The organism is Microbacterium sp. LMI1-1-1.1 (genome assembly GCF_040815675.1).
Taxonomy (GTDB): domain Bacteria; phylum Actinomycetota; class Actinomycetes; order Actinomycetales; family Microbacteriaceae; genus Microbacterium.
The window spans coordinates 69,874-91,993 of the sequence record NZ_JBFPNN010000009.1 but is presented as its reverse complement, the minus strand read 5'-3'; the positions used below and the strand labels follow the sequence as shown (position 1 = coordinate 91,993).

Below are 22,120 nucleotides of genomic sequence, written 5' to 3'. Positions count from 1 at the left end.
CCGCGGCCCGCTCGGGCGTCCGGAACCCGCCCGCTCCGGCGTCCGGAACCCGCCCGCTCAGGCGTCCGGGACCCGCCCGCTCAGGCGTCCCGAACCGGCCCGCTCGGGCGTCCGAAACCCACCCGCTCAGGCGTCCCGGCGCTCCTCGAGCCGCCGCACGCGCGGGATGACCTCCGCGGCGAACCGCTGCATCTCGGGCAGGTGCGGCGAGAACTGCAGCAGCAGCGTCGAGACGCCGACGTTCGCGAACGCCACGATGCGCTCCGCGACCTGGTCGGGCGTGCCGACGAGGTTGGGCCGCAGGCCGCGGTTCGACACCGAGTACTCCTTGAGGTCGACCTGGGTGTCGAGCTTCGACTTGCTCACGAAGTCCTGGTACGAGCCGTAGGCGGCGCCCCCGCGGACGTCCGTGATGCGGTCGATCTCGGCCTGCGCCTCCTCCTCGGTGTCCCGGACGATCCCGTAGGCGGCCATGCCGAAGGCCTCGAAGGGGGTCTTGCCGGCCTCGGAGCGACGGCGGCGCATGTCGGACACCTTGGCATCCAGTTCCTCCAGCGTGCCGCCGTGCGTGAGGTAGGCGTCCGCGAAGCGCGTGATGGAGGCGCGCCCGGCCTCGCTCTCGCCGCCGGCGTACAGACGCGGCTGCATCTGGGGCTTGGGCTCCGTGTACGTGCCCTCGGTGCGGTAGTACTCGCCCTCGTACGCGAACGGCGTCTGGCTCCACAGGCCGCGGAGCACCTCGACCCATTCGATCGTCCGCGCGTAGCGGTCGTCGTGCGCGCTGAACAGGCCGTCGTACTGCTTGGCCTCCTCGGCCCACCACGCGGAGACGACGTTGAGGGTGAACCGTCCTCCGCTGATCTCGTCGATGGTCGCGGCCTGCTTCGCGGTGTGGAACGGGCTGTGGAAGCCCGGGCGCACCGCCGTCATCAGCTCGAGGCGCGACGTGACCGCGGCGAGCCCCGCCGTCACCGCCCACGCGTCGAGCGAGGGCGCCTCGACTCCCTTGATGTCGTTGAGGTTCAGCTCGGGGATGAGTGTCAGGTCGAACCCGCCCTCCTCGGCGGCACGGGCGATCTCGGCGATGTGCGCGAACGACACCGGGGTCTGCTCGTCGTCGACGTTCCTGAGCCAGCCGCCGAAGATCGGGGTCCAATAGCCGAAACGCACGCGCTGGGGGGAGGTCATGCCTCTATCTTCGTCACCCCCGGAGGGGCCGGGCGTCACATTGCGACATGCACCGTCATGTGCGGTTGACCATCTCGACGAAGGGATGCCAACGTGTGCGGGTCCGCATCGACGAGGAGGATCCATGAGCGACATCGACGCCACCCACGAGCCGCTGAAGTTCGCCTACTGGGTGCCCAACGTCAGCGGAGGCCTGGTCATCAGCTCCGTCGAGCAGCGCACCGACTGGGGCTACGACTACAACGTCAAGCTCGCCCAGACGGCCGAGCGCGTGGGCTTCGAGTACGCGCTGAGCCAGGTGCGGTACGCCTCCAGCTACGGCGCGGCGCAGCAGCACGAGTCGACGTCGATCAGCCTGGCTCTGCTGCTGGCCACCGAGAAGCTCAAGGTCATCTCCGCCATCCACCCGGGCATCTGGCATCCCGCCGTCCTCGCGAAGTTCATCAACACCGCCGACCAGTTCTCGCACGGTCGTGCGGCCGTCAACGTCGTCAGCGGCTGGTTCAAGGACGAGTACACGGACCTCGGCCTGGAGTGGCTCGAGCACGACGAGCGCTACGAGCGCGCCGCCGAGTTCATCCAGGTGCTGCGCGGGCTGTGGACGCAGGAGAAGTTCTCGTTCCACGGCAAGTACTACGACATCAACGAGTTCACCCTGCGTCCGTTCCCGTACGAGGTCGAGGGTCGTGCGCACCCGGACATCTTCCAGGGCGGCAACTCGACGGCCGCGCGCTTCAACGGCGGCGCCTACTCGGACTGGTACTTCTCGAACGGCAAGGACTTCGACGGGTTCACCGAGCAGTACGACGACGTCACCCGCATCGCCGCCGAGCACGGCCGCCGCACCCGCTTCGGCCTGAACGGCTTCGTCATCCAGCGGGACTCCCGCGCCGAGGCGGAGCAGCAGCTGCGCGACATCATCGCGGGCGCGGACAGCGGCGCCGTCGAGGGCTTCCGCAAGAGCGTGCAGGAGGCCGGCAACGCGACCAAGGACGGCAAGGGCATGTGGGCGGACTCGTCGTTCGACGACCTCGTCCAGTACAACGACGGCTTCCGCACGCAGCTGTTCGGCGACGCCCAGCAGATCGCCGAGCGCATCATCGAGTACAAGAAGCGCGGCGTCGACCTGCTCCTGCTCGGCTTTCTGCACTTCCAGGAGGAGCTGGAGCGCTTCGGCGAGACGGTCATCCCGATCGTCCGCGAGCTCGAGGCGGACCTCGCCCGCACCGGCGACCCGATCGAGGTCTCCGCGCGCTGACAACCGCTTGAAGGGGCCGGGATGCCGTGGCATCCTGGCCCCTTTGCCGGTTCACGGCCGCGAGGTCGGGAGGGACGACGCGATGAGCGGCGCACGACTCGGGTTCTTCACGCGACTGCTGGACGCCGCGCCGGACGGACGCCGGTATCGGACCGCGCTCGCGCAGGTCCGCGCGGCCGAGGAGCACGGTTTCGCGTCGGCCTGGGTGGCGCAGCACCACTTCGACCGCGACGAGGGCGGCCTTCCCTCGCCGTTCCCCTTCCTCGCGGCGGCTGCGGTGCAGACCGATCGCATCGCCCTCGGAACCGGCATCGTCACCCTGCCGCTGGAGGATCCGGTGCGGGTCGCCGAGGATGCCGCCGTCGTGCAGGCGCTGAGCGACGGCCGCGTGCAGCTGGGCGTGGGCAGCGGTGGCACCCCGTCCGCGTTCGCCGCCTTCGGCCGCGCGTCGGAGGACCGGCGCGAGATCCAGGCGGACCACCTCGACGTGCTCCGCGACGCGTTCGCGGGACGCGGCATCCGGGGGTCGGACCTGCGTCTGAATCCGCCAGCGCCGGACCTGGCGGTTCGTCTGTGGCAGGCGACGTTCTCCGTCGAGGGCGGGCGTCGCGCCGGACGGGCCGGCGACGGCCTGCTGCTCTCCCGCACGCAGCCGCGGGAACCGGGGCAGGCGCTGCACGACGTGCAGGTGCCGATCGTCGAGGCCTATCTCTCGAGCCTCCCCGCCGGCGTCGAGCCGCGCATCCTCGCGTCGCGGACGGCGGTCGTCGTCGACCCGGACCGTCTCGCCGAGGCGTGGGCGTCCGCGGATCACGGCGTGCGCCGCCTCACCCGCACGTTCCTCGGCCAGGACGACACGGGCGACCTCGCCGACCTCGCCCGGCTCACCGACACGCACCTCGGCACGGTGGAAGCGGTCGTCGCCACGCTCGCGGCCGATCGCACCCTCCCTCTCGCCACCGACGTGGCGTTCCAGGTCCACTCCGTCGACCCGGCGCCCGAGATCACCCTGCGCTCGATCGAGCTTCTGGCCACCGAGGTCGCGCCGCGGCTCGGCCTGCGCACCGGTGAGGCCGCCGCTGCCGAGCTGAGAGGCCTCACCACGACGGAGACCGCCGCCGTCTGACCACCCGTCGGGACATCAAACGGTTCACGGCCGTCACATCCGCGTAACAGGGGATCCATAGGTTGCTTCCAGGTTCGGTCTCCGAGCCACCCCCCACCCCGCCGCGCGGAAAGCTCCGAGTCGCGCTGCGCAACCTGATGGAGTCCCCGTGCAGAGAAGCATCCTCGCGGGCTCGGTCGTCGTCGGCATCGCCGTGACGTCCGTGCTCGCCGCCGCCCCGGTCTCGGCCGCGATCACGCCACCGCCCCTGAGCGTGGTGCGTCCGGCCTCGCCGCTGATCGACATGCCGACCAGCTACCCGGTGCAGCCCGAACTGAAGGTCTTCCCCGACCTGCCCACCGACGCCTCGATCGCCCGCGGCGTCCGCCCCTACGACGAGATCGCGCCGTTCCTCAACACGCTGATGGACAGCACCGACCGCGTCTCCGCGCAGGTCGTCGGCCTGTCGGCCCAGGGCCGCGACATCTACCTCGTCACCGTGACGGCACCCGAGACCGCGGCGGAGACCGCCCAGCAGGGCGTGTGGCGCGACCGCATCAAGGCCGACCCGATCGGCGCCGCAGCCGACGTCGCGCTGCAGTCGGGCTACAAGGTGCCGATGTGGTTCAACGGCAACATCCATGGCAACGAGTGGGAGGGCACGGATGCCACTCTCAACTACATCGAGGACCTCGCCACGAGCACCGATCCGGCGACGACGGAGATGCTCGACGAGCACCGCATCTACTTCACCGTGACGAACAACCCCGACGGGCGCGCCCTCGGCCAGCGCGGCACGGCCAACGGCTACGACCCCAACCGCGACTTCATCACGGGGGCCACCGCCGAGGCATCCCTCGTCCGCGACCTCGCCGGCGTCATCCAGCCGACCTACTTCATCGACCTGCACGGCTACACCAGCGTGCTGCAGGTCGAGCCCTGCGGACCGCCGCACGGCGAGAACTACGAGTACGACCTGTTCGTGCCGCACGCGTACGCGACCGCGCTTGAGATCGAGGACGCCGTGACCGCGGCGAACATCCCCGGCAACACGTACTACGACCCCGCGACCGACAGCGTCACCGAGACGAACACCGGCTTCATCAACATCCCCTACCGCGACCAGCGGTCCGGGTGGGACGACTGGCCGCCGATCTTCGCGCCGCAGTACGTCGCGTACCAGGGCGCCATCACGAACACCGTGGAGCTGCCGCTCGGCCGCAGCGGCGACCAGCCCGCGCGCGCGAAGGTGAACATCGCCGTCGCCGAGGTCGTCATCGACACGGTCGTGGACTACGTCGGCGAGCACAGCGACGCCCTGCTCGACAACCAGATCGAGATCTTCCGTCGCGGCACGGCCGGTGAGCCGAGCGTCGAGATCCCGGCGGACGTCGCCCCCGAGGACCTCGCCCCCGGCGTGCCCGCCGAGTGGACCGACATCTGGGACGAGACCGACGTCTACAACGCGGACTTCCCCCGCGCGTACGTCATCCCCGTCGGCGCGGGCCAGCGGTCGGACTCCGACGCGCAGACGCTCGTGCAGCAGCTCCTCGTCAACGGCATCCAGGTCGAGCGCCTGACGGCGGCCGCGCGCCTGGGCGGCACGGACTACCCGGCCGGGTCGTACTACGTCGACATGCACCAGCCGCTGCGCGGTCTGGCGAACGTGCTGCTGGCCGACGGCTCGGACATCTCGGACCGCGTGCCCGACATGTACGACATCTCCGCCTGGAGCCTCGCGCTGCTGTGGGGCGCGGACGTCGCGCGCATCGGCGAGACCACGGATGCCGCCCCGGTCGTCGTGACCGAGGACGTCACCAGCGCCCCGCTCACCGGGTCGGTTCCGGAGGATGCCGGCTACCTCACGTTCGAGCCGCGCGGCGTCGCCGACTGGCAGGCGGTGAACGCGCTGCTCGCCGAGGGGATCGCCCTCTCGCAGCTGACGGACGGCACGATCGTCGTCGGTGCGGACGAAGCGTCCCGCACCGCGGCCGCGGAGGCAGCGGCGATCTTCGGTGTCGACTTCGCGCTCAGCGACGGCACCGTGCTCCTCGACGAGGACAGCACCGCCCTGCGCCGCACCACGGTCGGCTACGTCGGCGACGCCGGCGACCGCGACGCGCTCGTCAAGCTCGGCTTCACCGGCCTCGTCCCCGTCACGGCCGCGGCGCTCGCCGCCGGTCAGGTGGACCTGGCGACCGTCGACCTCCTGTACGTCGGCACGGGTCTGAGCTTCTCTGCGGAGCAGGCGGCGGGAGCGGATCGCGTCCGCGCCTTCATCGCCGCGGGCAAGCCCGTGGTCGGCCGCGGCGCGGCGGGAACGGCGTTCGTCAACACGTTCGTCTCCCCGCTGACCGCGGTCACGGGGACGAGCGGCTCGAACGGCATCGCCCGCGTCGAGACCCCCGAGGACGGCGTCCTGGGTGACTACGCACAGGACACCGCGTTCGGGTACCCGTTCGCGTGGTTCCCCGCGCCCGCCGCCGGCGTCACGGTCGAGCAGCGCTACGCCGCGTCGGACACGTTCGTCTCGGGCCACTGGCGTGCCACGGACGGACGTGCCGTCGCGAACGCCGCGGGTCAGGCCTCCGCCGTCTCCCTCACGGGCGCCAGCGGGACGCGGGCCTTCGTGTTCGGGACGTCGCCGACGTTCCGCGCGCACCCCGTCGGCGCGTTCGGCGACGTCGCCCGCGCGGTGTTCTGGGCCGCCGGCGAAGGCGTGTCCGTCGTGCCCCCGGTCGAGGAGCCGCCGACCGAGGAGCCGCCGACCGAGGAGCCGCCGACCGAGGAGCCCCCGGTTGAGGAGCCTCCGGTCGAGGAGACCCCCGCGCCGGTCGAGCCGACGCCGACGCCGGCGCCGACGAGCACCCCGATCGGGCTGCCGGCCGGCGGCTCGGACGACGACCTCGCCGTCACGGGCGGTCAGGACCCGGCGCCGCTCGGATGGGCCGCGCTCGCCGTGGGCCTGGTCGGAGCCGGTCTGATCGTCATCGGTCGGGCGCGCCGCACCTCGCGCGCGCAGTGACCCCGCTCCGGGGAGGGGTTCGCCCCTCCCCGGAGTCCCCTCTTCTCCCCCACATCACGGAGCACCACGCATGACGGAACGGGCGGACCTCGACGACCTCCTGCAGCCCGACGACGGCCGGGAGGACGCGGCATCCCCCTCCCCCACGCGTCGACGGAGCCTCATCGCGGTCGGCGGCGTGCTCATCGCGGCCGGTCTCGTCGCCGGGGCCTGGGCGGTCCTCGGCGCGGGGGGCGGAGCGCCTCTCGCGCTCGCGACGCCGGGTGCGTCCTCCCCCGCCGCCGGCCCGTCCCCTTCCGGGACGCCGGTGGACAGCGCGACGCCCGGGGAGTCCGCGTCCCCGTCCACGGCTCCCGAGGCCGCTCCCGAGGCCGCTGCTCCCCCGGTCGCTGCCTCCGCGGCCGCGCCGACGATCCCCGTCTTCGAGGCCGACACGGTCGCCGTGTCCTGCCCGGACGAGCGCGAGAGCACGGTGCCGCTGACCTTCCGCTGGTCGTCCGACGGTGCCGAGCGCGCCTGGATCGGGATCGCCACGAGCGACGCCTCCGTGCAGCCGTTCGCCGAGGTTCCGCTCACCGCCGACGGATACACCGACATCGCCTACGCGTGCCGGGATGCCGACCAGGTCTACACCCTCACGGTGCAGGGCTCCGGCGGCACGACCAGCAGCACCGTCGCGGTGAGCCGCGCCTCGTCCTGACCGGGGACGTTCGGCCGGCCCGCCTCAGGACCCCAGCACGGTCGCGACCAGGGTGACCGCGACGTACAGGCCCACCGCGACGACGAGCACCACGGCGACCCACGAGAACCCCCGGCGCAGACGTCGACCCGCCGGCGCGACCCCGGCGGGCGGCGGGGGCAGCACGGGCGCGCCCGCACTCTGCGCCCCCGGGATCCCGGATGCCACGGCCCCCGCGGCCGGGACCGTTTCGAGCCGTTCGTCGCGCCACCGCGCCCACTGCGCGAGCTTGTCCAGCAGCGCCGCGACGGTCGTGAAGAGCCACGCCCACGTCGCCGGGTCGAGCGTCGACAGGTCGCGCTTGGCGTAGAGGAAGAGCCAGTCGTCGACGATCTCGACGTCCAACGCCGCCGCGTTGTCGATGAACCGCGCCATGACGTCCGGGGTGAAGAGGTACAGCGCGTCGCGCTCGTAGCCGGACGGGCAGTACAGCGCGAAGTGCTCGTCGAAGTCGCCCTCGAGGCTGAGCCGCTGGTCCCGGCCGAAGCTCAGCGGCAGGTTCGAGCCGAAGAGGCCGTTGTTGCCGGTGGCATCCAGGACGATGTGCGGCAACGGGACGTCGAGGCGGATCGCGACGTACCCCCAGCGATGCGTCTGGCGGTTCTTGCCCGACCCGGTCGTGTACCGGTAGTTCGCGATCTCGACGAAGCGCGGGTTCTCCCCGCGGATCAGATCGGATGCCGCCCGCGAGCTGCCCCGGTCGAAGATGAGCCCGGGCAGGGCCGGGGCCGGCTGCCGGGGCAGCCACCGCATCCCGTTCGCCCGGGCGAAGCGCGCGAGCCGGAACCGGCGCTCGGCGGCTCCGCCCAGGCCGCGCGTGATGCCCCAGACCGCCAGGGCGACGATCCCCACGAAGATCACGAGCGGCACGACGCCCGCGACGATCGCTGAGGGTCCGCCCGGGTCGAGGATCGTCGCGAAGACGGCGATCAGGATCGGGCCGAGCGCCAGGAGGAACACCGCGCCGACGAGGCAGAGGATGACGATGCCGAGGACCGGGGAGCCGAGGTGGCCCTCCCGGCGCAGCTGCGCCGTGTACGCCTTCACCTCCGCGCGGGTGACGGGCGCGGTCAGCGGGGTCGAGTCGAACGGAACCGATCGCGTCATGCGTCGACGTTAGCGGCGGGGTCCGTCCGGACGCAGGTGTCGCGCGGGCCGTCGCGGGTCCGGTCGGCGGGGGTCGCATCGATGATTCCGCTCGACCGGTGGCATCCGGTAGACTGTCCAGGTTGTCTGGCTACGCCCATGCGCGGATAAGACCGAGACGACGTGCAACACACCCTCCTGCTGCCGGGAAATGCCCGTCAGCCGTTCTAGTCCGAAGGAGGTGGGTTAGTGACGCACCAGTACGAACTCATGGTCATCTTCGATCCCGAGGTCGACGAGCGCCAGGTCGCTCCGAAGCTCGACGGTTTCCTCAAGGTCATCACGGCCGATGGAGGATCCATCGACAAGATCGACATCTGGGGCCGCCGCCGTCTGGCCTACGAGATCCGCAAGAAGAACGAGGGCATCTACGCCGTCGTCAACTTCGTCGCGAGCAGCGAGGCCACGAACGAGCTCGACCGTCAGCTGAAGCTGAACGAGCAGATCATGCGCACCAAGGTCCTGCGCGCCGAAGAGGCGATCGCCCAGGTCGCCGCCGAGGCCAAGCGCTCCGAGGAGAAGGCCGCTCGCAAGGCCGCCGCTCCCCGCAAGGTCGAGTCCGCCGAGAAGGCTGCGAAGTAACGACGATGGCCGGCGAAACCGTCATCACCGTCGTGGGGAACCTCACCGCTGACCCGGAGCTGCGTTACACGCAGAACGGGCTGCCGGTGGCGAACTTCACCATCGCGTCGACCCCCCGCACGTTCGACCGTCAGGCGAACGAGTGGAAGGACGGCGAGGCGCTCTTCCTGCGCGCCTCGGTGTGGCGCGAATTCGCCGAGCACGTCGCCGGTTCGCTGACGAAGGGCAGCCGTGTCATCGCGACCGGTCGCCTCAAGCAGCGTTCGTACCAGGACCGCGAGGGCAACAACCGCACTTCCATCGAACTCGAAGTCGATGAGATCGGCCCCTCGCTCCGCTACGCGACCGCCCAGGTCACCCGTGCCGCCTCCGGCGGCGGTGGTGGCGGCGGCGGTCAGCGCCCGCAGGTGCAGCAGTCCACCGACGAGCCGTGGTCGACCCCCGGCTCGAACAACGGTGGAAACAGCGGCGCCGACGCGTGGAGCACTCCTGGCTCCTACGGAGACGACACCCCGTTCTGATCTTCGCCCCACTCTCGAGCGAGACGACCCCTGAAATTCCGGATGCCCTCCCCCGGTCCGCGTGACCGGCCCGGCGTCCGAACCACACGAAAGAAGGAAGCATGGCTGGAAAGGCCACTGGCGACCGCCGCAAGCCGCGGAAGGGCGCGAAGAACGCCGCCCCCGCGAAGGCGATCCGCGTCGGCGTCATCGACTACAAGGACGTCGCAACCCTCCGCAAGTTCATCTCGGAGCGCGGGAAGATCCGCGCCCGTCGTATCACCGGTGTCTCCGTGCAGGAGCAGCGCCTGATCGCCCGCGCCATCAAGAACGCGCGCGAGATGGCTCTCCTGCCCTACGCCGGCGCCGGCCGCTAAGGAGCACCCGATGGCAAAGCTGATTCTCACGAATGAGGTCACCGGGCTCGGTAGCGCCGGTGACGTGGTCGAGGTCAAGAACGGGTTCGCCCGCAACTACCTCATCCCCCAGGGCTTCGCTGTGGCCTGGACCCGCGGTGGCGAGAAGCAGGTCGCGTCGATCCGCGCCGCTCGCGAGTCCCGTGCGATCCACGACCACGAGGACGCCGTGGCGCTGAAGAACACCCTCGAGTCCAACACCGTCAAGCTGGCGGTCAAGGCCGGTGCCGAGGGTCGTCTGTTCGGTTCGGTCAAGACCGGCGACGTCGCAGACGCCGTCAAGGCCGCCGGTCTGGGCGACCTCGACAAGCGCAAGATCCAGATCACCTCGACGATCAAGTCGGTGGGCGAGCACGAGGCGACCGTTCGCCTCCGTGACGACGTCACCGCCGTGATCACCCTCCAGGTGGTCGCCGCGAAGTAATTCGCTGCACCTCTTCGGCCCCGTCCTGCTTCGGCAGGGCGGGGCCGTTCTGGTTGTGGGTGGTGTTGGTGCGTGTGGCGGCGTTCGGTTCGGGCTTCGGGGCGTGGTTTGTGCACGGGGGCGGTCGTCGTGTGCCCCCGTGCACGAAACGCGCCCCAGACGGCGGGAGTGGCGGGACGGTGGGCCGCTGCGGCGTGCTGTGACGTTCGGTTGGTGCTGCGTGCCGCGCTCCGGAGATCCGACGCGGCTCTCACTGAATGCGGCGGTGTTCCGGGCTGCGGGGTGCCGTTTCTCCGGAGTCCGGCATGAGGGGCTGACTCTGACGTGTCCCACTTTGTACAGGCTGACGCACCTGGATCTGCACAAAGTGGGACACGCACGTTGGTGAGGGGGCAAGAAGGACACCGGATGCCACGGCGGTGAGGGCCGTGGCATCCGGTGTCCAGGTGGTGACGGGTCAGGCCGTCCGGCGACGACGCAGCGTCAGGGCGAGGCCCAGAGCCGAGAGCGCCAGGGCGAGGAGCCCGATGCCGAGGGCCGCCGAGGCGTCCGTGCCGGTGGCGGCCAGCGAGCGGGTGCCGGCGGCGGTCACCGTTGAGCGGTCAGACGTGACGAACGCCGTCGCGGTCGACCCGGCGGGCGAGCCCACGATGGGCGTTGCCGACGATCCCGAGGTGCCGGGGGTGCCGGGCGTCCCGGGGGTTCCGGGGGTGCCAGGAGTGCCGGGCGTTCCGGGGGTTCCCGGGGTGCCGGGGGTGCCGGGCGTGCCGGGGGTGCCGGGCGTGCCGGGGGTTCCGGGCGTGCCGGGCGTGCCGGGGGTTCCCGGCGTTCCGGGGGTGCCGGGGGTTCCCGGCGTGCCGGGCGTTCCCGGGGTGCCGGGCGTTCCGGGGGTGCCGGGGGTTCCCGGGGTGCCGGGGGTGCCCGTGTTGGAGCCGCCGGTCGAGCTGTCGCCGATGACCGAGATGGCGTTGCCGCCGATGGTCACGGGGAGGGAGATCGGCACGATCAGCTGGTTGCCGCCGAGGATGCTGTCCTCTCCGCCGGTGGTGATGCCGCCGAGGTCGATGCCTCCGGTGGTGCCGCCGTCGGTGGTGGCGCCGTCCGAGGTGCTGTCGCCGATGACGGAGATGGCGTTGCCGCCGATGGTCACGGGGACGGTGACGGGGAGGATGGCCTGGTTGCCGCCGAGGAGGCTGTCGGTGCCGTCGGTGGTGACGTCGCCGGTGGTGCCGGTGCCGGCGCCGTTGGTGCCGCCCGCGGTGGTGGCGTCGTCCGAGGTGCTGTCACCGATGACCGACACGGCGTTGCCGCCCACGGTCACGGGGAGGGAGATCGGCACGATCAGCTGGTTGCCGCCGAGGATGCTGTCCTCTCCGCCGGTGGTGATGCCGCCGAGGTCGATGCCTCCGGTGGTGCCGCCGTCGGTGGTGGCGTCGTCCGAGGTGCTGTCGCCGATGACGGAGATGGCGTTGCCGCCGATGGTCACGGGGACGGTGACGGGGAGGATGGCCTGGTTGCCGCCGAGGAGGCTGTCGTCTCCGTCGGTGGAGACGTGGCCGGTGCCGGTGCCTCCGGTGGTGCCGCCCTCGGTGGTGGCCCCGTCCGAGGAGCTGTCACCGATGACCGACACGGCGTTGCCGCCGACGGTCACGGGGACATCGATCGGTGCGACGACCTGGTTGCCGCCGAGCAGCCCGTCCGATCCGTCGGTCGAGACGTGGCCCGTACCGGACCCGCCGGACCCGCCGGACCCGCTCTCGGTCGCAGCCCCGTCCGAGGTGCTGTCACCGATGACCGACACGGCGTTGCCGCCGACGTTCACCGGGACATCGATCGGTGCGACGACCTGGTTGCCGCCGAGCAGCCCGTCCGAGCCGTCGGTGGTGACATCATCAACGCCGGAGCCGGCAGACCCGCCCTCGGTCGCAGCCCCGTCCGAGGAGCTGTCACCGATGACCGACACGGCGTTGCCGCCGACGTTCACCGGTACCTCCACGGGTGCGACGACCAGATTGCCGCCGAGCAGCCCGTCCGAGCCGTCGGTCGAGACGTGGCCCGTACCGGACTCGCCGGACCCGCTCTCGGTCGCAGCCCCGTCCGAGGTGCTGTCACCGATGACCGACACGGCGTTGCCGCCGACATCGACCGGCACGGACACCGAGACGATGCCCTGGTTGCCGGAGCCGGCGGCATCCGCTCCCCCGGTCTCGACGCTGGGCGCCGGGGCGGGAGCGGGTGAGGTGGTGGTGGCATTCGTGGTCCCGCTGTCACCGAGGACCGAGACGGCGTTGCCGCCGACCGTGATGGGGGCGTCGACGGACACGACGCCTTGGTTGCCCGAGAGCAGTCCGTCCGTGCCGGAGGTTTCGGCCGCGGTGGCCACCCCGGCTCCGAGGACGGCGAGGCCGCCCCCGACGAGCGCGCCGATGAGGGCACGCGAGTACAACTTGCGCATGAGAATTCTCCTGATTCGTGAATGAGGTGCGCGGTGCGCGCAGGATCGTCTGCCGCGCGAGGGCGCGGCGCGATCGGCCTCAGTCAGGAGCGACGTCGGTGTCGTAGACGGGAGCGCCGGGGAGAGCGTCGTCGACGTGGTGCAGCAGCGAGGAGATCGCCGTCGCGCGCGTGGCGCCGCCGTCGATCGTCCCCGCGAGGGAGGCTCCGAGCGCACTGGCGCCCGAAGCAGAAGCAGAACCGGGCAGGGCCTCGCCCAGGGCCCGGAGGGCGGACTCGTCCACCGGGGGAGTCCCGTCGATCACCGGGGGAGTCACCGAGAGGGCGGCGGCAGCGATGCGCGCCTGGACCATGGATGCCACGGCCCCCGGCGACGCCTTCGCATCGACGACCGCGGCGATCTGGCCGGAGACGGCCGTGGCGGTCTCTTTCGCGTTCTCCATGGCCTCGGCGGGCCGTGTCGGCGCGCCCGTGACGGGCTCCGGGGTGTCGAGGATGGGGTCGAGGGTCTCCGCCGGAAGGTCGGGAAGGAGGGATCCGGTCGGCGGGACGGTGCCGATGACGGTCTCGAGCGTGTCGTCCACGGCGTCGGCGGTGTCGACGACGGTGTCGCCCAGTCCCGTGTCGGAGACGACGTCGCCGACGACCGGGACAGCCTCGACGATCTCGACGACCGGGGCGACGACCGCCCCGACGACACCCGACGATGCGAGGTCGGAGACGCCGGTCGCGACCGCGTCAACAGCACCGCCGGCGGTGTCCACCACGGAACCGACCGTGTCCACGGCACCGGTGGCGACCTGCGAGACGGGCGCGGGCACCGTCTCGACGACCGCCTCCGCGACGGGGGCGACGGTCTGCGTCACGGGGGCTGCCGCGGGAGCCACCGTCTGGGTCACGGGGGCCGCTGCGGGGGCGACCGTCTCCGTGACGGGGGCCGCGGCCGGGGCGACCGTCTGGACGACCGGCGACGCCGTCTCATCGACGACCTCGACGGCCGCGGATCCGGTGTCGCTCACGACCCCGAGGAGGCCGTCGTCCGCGTGCGCGGTGGAGGGGGATGCCAACAGCGAGAGGGCCAGCCAGGCGAGCACGGCGAAGACGGCGATGCCGAGCACGCGCAGCACGCGCGGCAGTCGGCCTCCGATGGCCTCGTCCATGTCTCACCCCCACGGTGTCGACGCTGGTTCCCAGTAGCGGATGAAGATACGCCGCTCGCTCCGAGAGGGGAAGACCCTTGGTGAACAACCGGTAGTCGGCCGACACGCCCAGGTGAAGATCGACTTGACAGCCGAGAGCCCCGGGCACTAGCGCTTGGCGAGTTATCCCCCGAGTTGTACACAGCTTCGTGTCAAATCGGCCCAACCTTCAACCACGGGTTCAACCACGATTCCTCCCAAGGCCTGTGGAAAACAAAAAGCCCGGTCAGGCTGCGCTAAACCCGTCCAAACAGATTTCATCCACCGGGTTCTCCACAGGGGTTGTTCACAAGCAGCGCGGCGTTTCACGCAGTCTGTCCACAAAATTATCCACAGGGTCGTTTGCAGGCGGGAATCGCCGTCCTTACCGTGGGGGCAGCCCCTCAGGCACACCCGTGCCATCGTGCGTCTCATGTCGGACGTTCGTGATGTGATCCCGGAACCACCACATCCCGTCCCTGACATTCCGGCCCGCCGCAGCCGGTTCGACCGCCGGGGCGCCTCGACGAGAACGGAGTCCACGTGTCGATCGCCGACATCGCAGAAGAACGTCTCGGAGGGCAACGGAAGCCCGAGCGCACGCCGCCCCACGACCTCCTCGCCGAGCAGAGCGCCCTGGGCGGGATGCTGCTCTCGAAGGACGCCGTCGCCGACGTCATCGAGACGCTGCGCGGCGCGGACTTCTACGTCCCGAAGCACGAGCTGATCTTCGACGCGATCCTCACGCTGTACTCGCACGGCGAGCCGACCGACGTCGTCGCCGTCACGGACGAGCTCATCAAGTCCGGTGAGCTGCAGCGCGCCGGGGGAGCGGACTACCTCCACACCCTCACCTCGATCGTCCCCACGGCCGCCAACGCCGGCTACTACGCGTCGATCGTCGCCGAGCGTGCGCTGCTGCGTCGCCTCGTCGAGGCCGGCACCCGCATCGTGCAGATGGGCTACGCGGGGGAGGGCGACCCGACCGAGCTCGTCAACAGCGCGCAGGCCGAGATCTACAACGTCTCGGGCGACGACAGCGCCGAGGACTACATCCCCCTGACGGTGGCCGTGGATGCCGCTGTCGACGAGATCGAGGCCGCTCGCGGCCGCGACGGGTCGATGACCGGCATCCCGACCGGCTTCGCCGGTCTCGACCAGCTGACCAACGGTCTGCACCCCGGTCAGATGATCGTCCTCGCCGCCCGCCCCGCCATGGGTAAGTCGACGCTCGCGCTCGACTTCGCCCGCGCCGCCGCGATCAAGTCGAACGCGCCCTGCATCTTCTTCTCGCTCGAGATGGGGCGCAGCGAGATCGCGATGCGCCTGCTCAGCGCCGAGGGTGCGATCCCGCTGCAGAGCATGCGTAAGGGAACGCTCGACTCCCGCGACTGGACCACGGTCGCCGCGACCCGCGGTCGCATCAACGACGCGCCCCTCTACATCGACGACAGCCCGAACATGACGCTGGTCGAGATCCGCGCCAAGTGCCGTCGCCTCAAGCAGCGCGAGGGTCTGAAGATGGTCGTCATCGACTACCTTCAGCTCCTCACGAGCGGCAAGCGCGTCGAGTCGCGTCAGCAGGAGGTCAGCGAATTCTCGCGTGCGCTGAAGCTGATGGCGAAGGAGCTGCAGGTTCCCGTCATCGCCCTGTCGCAGCTGAACCGTGGGGCCGAGCAGCGCGCCGACAAGAAGCCGGCCCTGTCCGACCTGCGTGAGTCCGGCTCGATCGAGCAGGACGCCGACATGGTCGTCCTGCTGCACCGCGAGGCTGCCTACGAGAAGGACAGCCCCCGCGCCGGCGAGGCCGACCTCATCGTCGCCAAGCACCGTAACGGCCCCACCGACACGATCACGGTCGCGTTCCAGGGCCACTACTCCCGGTTCGCCGACATGGCCCCGGGCATGTGACCAGGGGTCTTTAGCGAGGCAGATCGTGAAGCTTCCTTTGACGTCGGGGGGAGTCACCAACGGCAGCATCCGAGCCGCGCTCGTCGAGCTGCTCGGCAAACCGATCGAGGAGTCGCGCGCGCTGCTGATCCCGACGGCGCAGTGGGGGCACCCGCTGTGCTCGCCCGAGAGCGTGTGGCGCACCGTCGCGGGCCAGTGGGGTGGCGAGGCGGGCCTCGCCGACCTCGGCTGGAAGTCCGTCGGCGTCCTCGAACTCCTCGCGCTGCCGACCATCCCGGAAGACCGATGGATGCCATGGGTCCACGACGCCGACGTCCTCCTCGTCGACGGGGGAGAGGCGGTCTACCTGGCCCACCAGCTGCGCGAGTCCGGGCTGAGCGCGCTGCTCCCGTCGCTGACGGAGACGGTGTGGGTTGGCGTGAGCGCCGGAAGCATGGTGCTGACCCCGCGGATCGGCCCCGCGTTCGTCGAGTGGCAGCCCGACGGCACCGACGAGACCCTCGGCATCGTCGACTTCTCGATCTTCCCCCACCTGGACTATCCGGGCTGGTCGACCAACACGACGGAGAAGGCCCGCGAGTGGGCCGCCGACATCGGCGGACCGGCGTATGCGATCGACGACCAGACGGCGCTCGCGGTCGTGGGTGATGAGGTGCGCGTCGTGTCCGAAGGGCATTGGGAGTCGTACCCTACGCCCGACGGTGATGCGGCAGGTCCACGCGCGTAACAACGCGATGCGTGGACATGAGCGTGAGCTTGCGGGTGGGGCGGATCGCCTATCCCATCGGTTTGACTCGCTCGCCCGGGCTGCTTCCCTCCTACTACCGCGTACCAATTGGCGGCAACCATGACGTCGGAGTGTTGATTCCGGCAGGATAGCCCGGTCGTGAATGATGATGTGATCATGAGCTCGAACCCGCAGACGGTCCAGGATGAGTCACCGTGGGGAACGACCGTTCCGGCTCAACGTTTCGTCATCGAGCAGAGCTGGTGGGTTTGCTCCGAACTTGTCCGCCGCCATCCAGATCACGTCGTGTATGAAACGCATCCGGGCGGCGGCCTCTATGACATCCTCCTGGTTCGCCCAGCACGCAATTTACGCGACCGCGACGCGACGATCTTGATCAACCGTGGCGGCACCGTGCGCGTCAGTTTCCATCGCACAGACAACAGCATTGACCAGATCGACGTGTGCCACTCAGCCGCGGCGCTCGCACAACCGAGCGCGCACTCGCTCGTGAAGATGCTCGAGTCGGCCGCTCGTCTCGAAGTGACTGCGAAGGCGCCTTCTTCGACGCCGCGATCGCTCGCATTCAGGATGGCCAGCACAGCCCTCACCGCATTGCTGAATGAGCGCGGAACTTGGGATTGGCGACAGATTTTCTGCGACACCTCGGGCGAGGTACCCGCTGTGCTCAACTATCTCGAGGCATTTCCGAGCGCGAGGGCCGAGGTCGGCAATGTTGAGCTTGAGCCATGGGACTGGGGTGTTCCCGAGGCCCACTACTGGGCTCTTCTTCGCGACGGGGAACCGGCCGCGGTCGTGTCGACCGAGGGCGTGCTGCACCTCCGCGACGGCAGTAGAGTCGAGCTCGCGAGCGCCTACGCGAGCCGGGACCGGAACATACACAGGTTGGTGAGCGACTTCATTCTCGCCAGAGTGCTTTAAGGCGACCTATTGCGCACCGTCGAAACTCAGGGAGTGAACTCACGAGAGGTGTCCTCGAGGACGGAGATCACCGCCGCCGGACCCGCTGCGCAGAGCTCGGCTAAACGGGCGAAGCCGCCAACGTGCGCCGCAGCATCCGCGATCTGGCAGGCGTAGCCTGCTGTTGCATCATCGGCGACTCCGGCCATGTGGGCGACCACGTCCGCGAGTGAGGTGCTCACACCGGTGGGGCGCGACACCCCGGACAAGTTGTTGGTGACGGGCAGGTGGGCGACGCCGGCCTCGTCGATCAGAGCGACCGGCTCGCCGTCGCGTCGGACAGCCTAAAATGAACCCGCCTGCCAGTGAGCCCGTCGCCCACAATGTCATCTATCGACACCCGTTGCAGCGAGGAGCCCGACAATGCCAGCCACCAGGCCGGCGCTGCCGCCCGGCGGCGGGATGGCGTGCTGATGTACAGCCGCTCGGGCATGTGCACGGTCAGCTCTACCATACGTCACCGTTCGACTTCGCGAAGCTCGCCGCCCACCCGCGGCCCTCCGAGCGAACCTATCCTCTAGAGAACGCTTGCAAGCTGTCGGCCGATCGCTGCTCCGAGGGGGATCGGTACAGCGTTGCCGATTTGGCGGGCAATCGCAGTGCGTGAGCCCACGAATTTGTGATCGGCGGGGAAGCCCTGGAGGACCGCGGCCTCATAGTGGCTGATCGCGCGATCCTTGGTCGGATGCAGGTAACGGCCCTTCTCGGGCTTGAAAAACTCGGTACGAATGGTCACGGATGGGCGATCAAGGTGTAGTCGGCCCATCACGTCGGCTGACCCTGTCCGATGTTCGCGCCAGCAAGGAGCGAGATCTTCTTCCCGGATATTGAATCTGTTGCCTCCCGCGGGGATCGCCGCCATGCGTCGTTTGGAGAGGTCTGTATAGTCCCGACTCCAATGAAGTTCGCGGGGTGAGAATGGTCCGGCGAAGCGTCGTCCCGCAAACTCCGTCGACTTCGATCCGAAGACGTGATCGCGGTCGGGTTCACCGGGTATTCCGAGAAACGCGTCCTCGACCCACCCATAGCGCAGCTTGTTAGCCGTCGCAGTTGGAGCGTGCGTCGGCTCTGGGAAACCCGGGAAGGGCAGCGATCTGCGGTGGCCGATCAATACTGCGCGTTTCCGAGCCTGGGGGGCGCCGTAGTCGGCGGCGTTGAGTACGCGATGCTGAAAGACGTACTCCTCCAGGAAGCCTCCAGGCTCGGTAGCTTCGACGAACTGTCGGAACTGCTTCGACTTCTCGAAAGCGGCGACGTTCTCGACGACGAAGTACTTCGGCTGCACGCGGGTGATGGTCTCGCCATAGAGCCTCCACAGCCCATTGCGAAGATCTTCCTCATCGCGCTTTCCGAGAGTCGAGAATCCTTGACAGGGTGGTCCACCGACGACGACGTCGATGCTTGTCGGCATGGGCTGAGTATCGAGCCAATCCTCGATCGTGCCCGCGAACACGATGCCCTCTCCGAAAGTCGCCTCGTACGATGCAGCGGCGGCAAGGTCCATCTCCACGGCTGCAACACTCGTGAATCGCTCCGAACCCTCTCGGAAGCCCGCCGTCAAGCCTCCGGCGCCGGCGAAGAGATCGAGGACGCGGATGTTACGAGGCACGGCACAGAATCCTAGCCGGCCGGCTCGTTCTCAGCCCACTGCGACGCGACACCCTCCCGGGCGCTGAAACCACACTCAACGTGTCGAACATGTCTGCGACCTTCTGGTGGCGTGCGACTTCGGCTGCTGGGGAAGCGGGGGGAGCGGAGCGTCTCACAGGTAAGCCCTGAGCGCCTTCACACGCTCGGAGTCGCGCAGCGCATTAAGAGTCTTCGCCTCGATCTGACGAGCGCGTTCACGCGTGACGCCGATCGACTCGCCGACGGCATCCAGCGTCCGGGGCGCGTCCCCACCTATCCCGAAGCGCCATCGGATTACATCGGCTCCGCGCTCGCCGAGTGTCTCGAGGAGCGTCTTGACTTGGAGCGGCAGCATCGCCCTCTTGAAATAGTCCTCCTGCGCGAGGTGGTCGTCATCCACCAGCTCATCGGCGAGCGATACCCATTCGGTTCCGCCGTCCGCTGACTCGATCAATACGGGCCAGTCGAGCGATAAGGGGGCATCGAGATTGTTGACCACTGCGCGCACCAATGCCGGTGCCTCACCTAGGGTCTCGGCGACCTCGTTGATTCGCTGTGTCGACGTGCCTGAGGTCTCTTTCCATGTCGCGATAATGGCGGGGAGCTTTTCCACGACATGGACCGGGAAGCGGATGGTGCGCCCCTGGTCGGCGAGCGCGCGGGTGATGGATTGTCGGATCCACCAGGTGGAGTAGGTCGAGAACTTGGTGCCGTGGAACCTGTCGAACTTTTGGACGGCACGCATGAGGCCGGCGACTCCCTCCTGGACCAGGTCGGCAAGGTCGAGGCCACGATTGACATAGCCCTTGGCGATGGAAAGGACGAGCCGCATATTCGACCCCACCATCTGATCTATGGCGCGCTCCCCGTCCCAGGCGAGCCATCGCAGGTCCAGGCCGTCCCTGGTGTTCCGGTCAGCCAAGGGGAGCCTAGCGAGTCGCTCCGTGGCGAAGACACCGACCTCAATTCGTCGCGCGAGCTCGACCTCTTCTTCAGCGGACAGAAGCGGATAGTCCTTCGCTCGGCGCAGCAGGTCCGTGAGAACGTCGTCGTTGATGTGAACATCGGCGAGCGCGGGGTCAGCCATTGGCTCGTAGGGATCCCGTCCCGCGACGAAGATTGACTCGACCAGAACGAAATCGTCGTCGTCGCGGCTTCGGTCGGGGTCGTCGTCGCCGAAATCGTCAGCCTGCGCTTCGAGCGGCTTGTGGGGCGATCCCCCCCTGGCTTCTTCTGCCATGCCCCGATACACAACACTGGCCAGCGCAGCGTGCACCACATCGAGTCGCTCGCGGGTGTGGTTCGCGAGGCGCTCCTTGCCGGCGTGGGGCTCCAGTAGAAGGAAGATGCTCGTCTTGAGGAGTTCCAGCCTGGATGAGTCCGATTCGAGCTCCGCCCGATGCTGACTGTTGAAACCGACGAGTCCCGTGGCTGGCTCGAAAGAGTACAGCTGCCGAGGAGCCAGGTCGACCCAGCTGAACGAGATTGAGGGAGCGTCAGCCCTGACTCCGACCGTGTTCTTCACAAGCGAGCCCAGCCCGCTGGGCGCACCGTCGCCTAGGCCAGCGAACGGCTGAGCACGAAGCTCTCGCTGCTGTCCACTGCGCCAGACCTCTCGAGCGTCGTCGAAGAAAGCCTTTAGCGAGAAACCGTCGATACGGGCCCGTTCGATTGCCTGCATTGCGGACGGGCGGAGAACGATTCCGCGCTTCTCAGCGTTCATCGCCACGGCATTCAGGACGTCCGGCGTCAGGTCGATCATCGCTCGGGCTAGCTGCGTTTCGACACCGCCATCGGGGTGGAGGTGAAGCCATCCGCCGCTGTGCAGCAGGCGATCGTTCCGATAGACGTACAGCCCCTGCCACGCTGCACGAGGCTGGCCTAGCAACTTGGCGTTGGGCCCATTCACAGCAGGAGGCAGGATATAGCACGTCACGCCCAGCCGCCCGCCGTCGGCCAACTCGGTAGTGAGCGTCTTCGGGTAGCCGGTTGCGCCCCATTGCTCGAATGCGAATGGATCGATCGGCTTCACCAGTCGCGTCGCACCCGAGTTGTTGCTGCTCTCGTCGAGCTCGTCGATCTCAATCCGGATCCGTTCGTCCGAGACCAACCGATGGAAGATCATGCCCAGTTCATCGCGCAGGTGAACAACCATCGTCTCGAACCAGCTCCGACGGGCGTGGTAACTCGCCGACTCCGAGACACTCTCAAGGCCAGACCATTCGACAACGGTCCCAGAGTCGGCGTCGAGCCCGCGCTTCTGAAGAACGGATGCCGCCGCACTGGCGTCGATCACCTGCGCGCGGATCCGGGGGCCGGACTGAGCTCGATCTAGTCGCATTCCGGCGGCTGGGGAGTAGCCGGTGGTCGAGAATACGGTGAGGATGCGGGCCTGACTGAGCGACGCCGCCTTCAGTCCGACTCGGAAGTGCCCTAGATCCGAGCCCGAGTGCTCGCTCCCCCCGCCGAGAGTCATGGCCCGCTCGAGCTGCGCGAGTGTCATGCCGCACCCGTCGTCGCGGATGCGAATCGAGCGGACGACGGCGTCGTGGGTCACGAAGCGGATGCTCACGCGGGTCGCGCCAGCGTCGATGCTGTTGTCGATCAGATCGGCCAACGCGGAGGCGAGAGTGTGCCCTCGCCCTATGGCGCCGAGGATCGACGCATCAGGCGCGAGAACGACAGTTCCGTCCCCCAGGTCGGCCCCATCGACATCGATGCGGTCTGTCATGGCTGCGAGCCTATGCGTACTCCCCGACATTGCAGTGCCTGCGAGCTCGCGGGCGGGCAGTGTGGGGCATGCCGGTTCTATGGGATAGAAAGGAGACGACTCAGGTCGGAGGGCGTCGAACGACGA

17 protein-coding genes are annotated in these 22,120 nt (G+C 69.1%); 11 read left to right on the top strand and 6 right to left on the bottom strand.

The genetic code is table 11. The features are described 5' to 3' along the window. Positions 1 to 126 precede the first annotated feature (126 nt). Entirely contained in the window at positions 127 to 1,188 is a 1,062-nt protein-coding gene (locus MRBLMI1_RS13810) for an LLM class flavin-dependent oxidoreductase (protein ID WP_367733821.1), read from the bottom strand. Between the two features lie 124 nt (positions 1,189 to 1,312). On the opposite strand from MRBLMI1_RS13810, the gene sfnG reads away from it, so the two are divergent. The 4 genes from sfnG to MRBLMI1_RS13790 all read left to right on the top strand — a co-directional run bounded on the left by sfnG (position 1,313) and on the right by MRBLMI1_RS13790 (position 7,276). Further along, entirely contained in the window at positions 1,313 to 2,446 is a 1,134-nt protein-coding gene (gene sfnG / locus MRBLMI1_RS13805) for a dimethylsulfone monooxygenase SfnG (RefSeq protein WP_367733820.1), read from the top strand. Between the two features lie 82 nt (positions 2,447 to 2,528). Beyond that, the gene (locus MRBLMI1_RS13800) at positions 2,529 to 3,572 is read left to right on the top strand and encodes a putative FMN-dependent luciferase-like monooxygenase (protein WP_367733819.1); all 1,044 of its coding nucleotides are present in this window, start codon (positions 2,529 to 2,531) and stop codon (positions 3,570 to 3,572) included. Between the two features lie 148 nt (positions 3,573 to 3,720). Further along, positions 3,721 to 6,576 (top strand): M14 family zinc carboxypeptidase, encoded by a 2,856-nt coding sequence (locus tag MRBLMI1_RS13795; protein ID WP_367733817.1) that lies wholly within the window; start codon positions 3,721 to 3,723, stop codon positions 6,574 to 6,576. A gap of 70 nt (positions 6,577 to 6,646) precedes the next feature. Beyond that, the gene (locus MRBLMI1_RS13790) at positions 6,647 to 7,276 is read left to right on the top strand and encodes a hypothetical protein (RefSeq protein WP_367733815.1); all 630 of its coding nucleotides are present in this window, start codon (positions 6,647 to 6,649) and stop codon (positions 7,274 to 7,276) included. 24 nt (positions 7,277 to 7,300) lie between these two features. Here MRBLMI1_RS13790 and MRBLMI1_RS13785 read toward each other — a convergent pair whose 3' ends face one another. After that, positions 7,301 to 8,422 (bottom strand): hypothetical protein, encoded by a 1,122-nt coding sequence (locus MRBLMI1_RS13785; RefSeq protein ID WP_367733813.1) that lies wholly within the window; start codon positions 8,420 to 8,422, stop codon positions 7,301 to 7,303. A 228-nt stretch (positions 8,423 to 8,650) separates the two neighbouring features. Between MRBLMI1_RS13785 and rpsF the strand changes: the two genes are divergently transcribed. From rpsF to rplI, 4 genes are all read left to right on the top strand, one after another. After that, positions 8,651 to 9,043, top strand: a complete 393-nt coding sequence (gene rpsF, locus MRBLMI1_RS13780; RefSeq protein ID WP_367733812.1) for a 30S ribosomal protein S6 — start codon at positions 8,651 to 8,653, stop codon at positions 9,041 to 9,043. 5 nt (positions 9,044 to 9,048) lie between these two features. Beyond that, entirely contained in the window at positions 9,049 to 9,564 is a 516-nt protein-coding gene (locus MRBLMI1_RS13775) for a single-stranded DNA-binding protein (RefSeq protein ID WP_367733810.1), read from the top strand. Between the two features lie 101 nt (positions 9,565 to 9,665). Further along, the gene (rpsR, locus tag MRBLMI1_RS13770; protein ID WP_013584646.1) at positions 9,666 to 9,920 is read left to right on the top strand and encodes a 30S ribosomal protein S18; all 255 of its coding nucleotides are present in this window, start codon (positions 9,666 to 9,668) and stop codon (positions 9,918 to 9,920) included. A 10-nt stretch (positions 9,921 to 9,930) separates the two neighbouring features. After that, positions 9,931 to 10,383, top strand: a complete 453-nt coding sequence (gene rplI, locus MRBLMI1_RS13765) for a 50S ribosomal protein L9 (protein WP_367733807.1) — start codon at positions 9,931 to 9,933, stop codon at positions 10,381 to 10,383. 457 nt (positions 10,384 to 10,840) lie between these two features. Here rplI and MRBLMI1_RS13760 read toward each other — a convergent pair whose 3' ends face one another. After that, positions 10,841 to 12,838, bottom strand: a complete 1,998-nt coding sequence (locus MRBLMI1_RS13760) for a beta strand repeat-containing protein (protein WP_367733805.1) — start codon at positions 12,836 to 12,838, stop codon at positions 10,841 to 10,843. A gap of 79 nt (positions 12,839 to 12,917) precedes the next feature. Next, on the bottom strand, positions 12,918 to 13,997 hold the full coding sequence (locus MRBLMI1_RS13755; protein ID WP_367733804.1) for a hypothetical protein: 1,080 nt from the start codon (positions 13,995 to 13,997) through the stop codon (positions 12,918 to 12,920). A gap of 561 nt (positions 13,998 to 14,558) precedes the next feature. Between MRBLMI1_RS13755 and dnaB the strand changes: the two genes are divergently transcribed. The 3 genes from dnaB (at position 14,559) to MRBLMI1_RS13740 (ending at position 17,595) form a co-directional block, all read left to right on the top strand. Beyond that, positions 14,559 to 15,926 (top strand): replicative DNA helicase, encoded by a 1,368-nt coding sequence (gene dnaB, locus MRBLMI1_RS13750; RefSeq protein ID WP_367733802.1) that lies wholly within the window; start codon positions 14,559 to 14,561, stop codon positions 15,924 to 15,926. A 25-nt stretch (positions 15,927 to 15,951) separates the two neighbouring features. Beyond that, positions 15,952 to 16,653 (top strand): Type 1 glutamine amidotransferase-like domain-containing protein, encoded by a 702-nt coding sequence (locus MRBLMI1_RS13745; RefSeq protein ID WP_367733800.1) that lies wholly within the window; start codon positions 15,952 to 15,954, stop codon positions 16,651 to 16,653. A 177-nt stretch (positions 16,654 to 16,830) separates the two neighbouring features. Beyond that, on the top strand, positions 16,831 to 17,595 hold the full coding sequence (locus MRBLMI1_RS13740) for a hypothetical protein (RefSeq protein ID WP_367733798.1): 765 nt from the start codon (positions 16,831 to 16,833) through the stop codon (positions 17,593 to 17,595). A 556-nt stretch (positions 17,596 to 18,151) separates the two neighbouring features. On the opposite strand, the gene MRBLMI1_RS13735 is transcribed toward MRBLMI1_RS13740, so the two are convergent. Beyond that, positions 18,152 to 19,243, bottom strand: a complete 1,092-nt coding sequence (locus MRBLMI1_RS13735; RefSeq protein ID WP_367733796.1) for a DNA cytosine methyltransferase — start codon at positions 19,241 to 19,243, stop codon at positions 18,152 to 18,154. Between the two features lie 153 nt (positions 19,244 to 19,396). Continuing rightward, positions 19,397 to 21,994, bottom strand: a complete 2,598-nt coding sequence (locus tag MRBLMI1_RS13730; RefSeq protein ID WP_367733794.1) for a sigma-70 family RNA polymerase sigma factor — start codon at positions 21,992 to 21,994, stop codon at positions 19,397 to 19,399. Between the last annotated feature and the right edge of the window lie 126 nt (positions 21,995 to 22,120).

Excerpts from the sequence above, each read along its gene's own strand:
- sfnG (WP_367733820.1), top strand. The coding sequence starts at position 1,313 with ATGAGCGACATCGACGCCACCCACGAGCCGCTGAAGTTCGCCTACTGG.
- MRBLMI1_RS13775 (WP_367733810.1), top strand. The coding sequence starts at position 9,049 with ATGGCCGGCGAAACCGTCATCACCGTCGTGGGGAACCTCACCGCTGAC.
- MRBLMI1_RS13800 (WP_367733819.1), top strand. The coding sequence starts at position 2,529 with ATGAGCGGCGCACGACTCGGGTTCTTCACGCGACTGCTGGACGCCGCG.
- MRBLMI1_RS13790 (WP_367733815.1), top strand. The coding sequence starts at position 6,647 with ATGACGGAACGGGCGGACCTCGACGACCTCCTGCAGCCCGACGACGGC.
- MRBLMI1_RS13785 (WP_367733813.1), bottom strand. The coding sequence starts at position 8,422 with ATGACGCGATCGGTTCCGTTCGACTCGACCCCGCTGACCGCGCCCGTC.
- MRBLMI1_RS13740 (WP_367733798.1), top strand. The coding sequence starts at position 16,831 with ATGAGCTCGAACCCGCAGACGGTCCAGGATGAGTCACCGTGGGGAACG.
- MRBLMI1_RS13755 (WP_367733804.1), bottom strand. The coding sequence starts at position 13,997 with ATGGACGAGGCCATCGGAGGCCGACTGCCGCGCGTGCTGCGCGTGCTC.
- MRBLMI1_RS13810 (WP_367733821.1), bottom strand. The coding sequence starts at position 1,188 with ATGACCTCCCCCCAGCGCGTGCGTTTCGGCTATTGGACCCCGATCTTC.
- MRBLMI1_RS13760 (WP_367733805.1), bottom strand. The coding sequence starts at position 12,838 with ATGCGCAAGTTGTACTCGCGTGCCCTCATCGGCGCGCTCGTCGGGGGC.
- MRBLMI1_RS13730 (WP_367733794.1), bottom strand. The coding sequence starts at position 21,994 with ATGACAGACCGCATCGATGTCGATGGGGCCGACCTGGGGGACGGAACT.
- rpsR (WP_013584646.1), top strand. The coding sequence starts at position 9,666 with ATGGCTGGAAAGGCCACTGGCGACCGCCGCAAGCCGCGGAAGGGCGCG.
- rplI (WP_367733807.1), top strand. The coding sequence starts at position 9,931 with ATGGCAAAGCTGATTCTCACGAATGAGGTCACCGGGCTCGGTAGCGCC.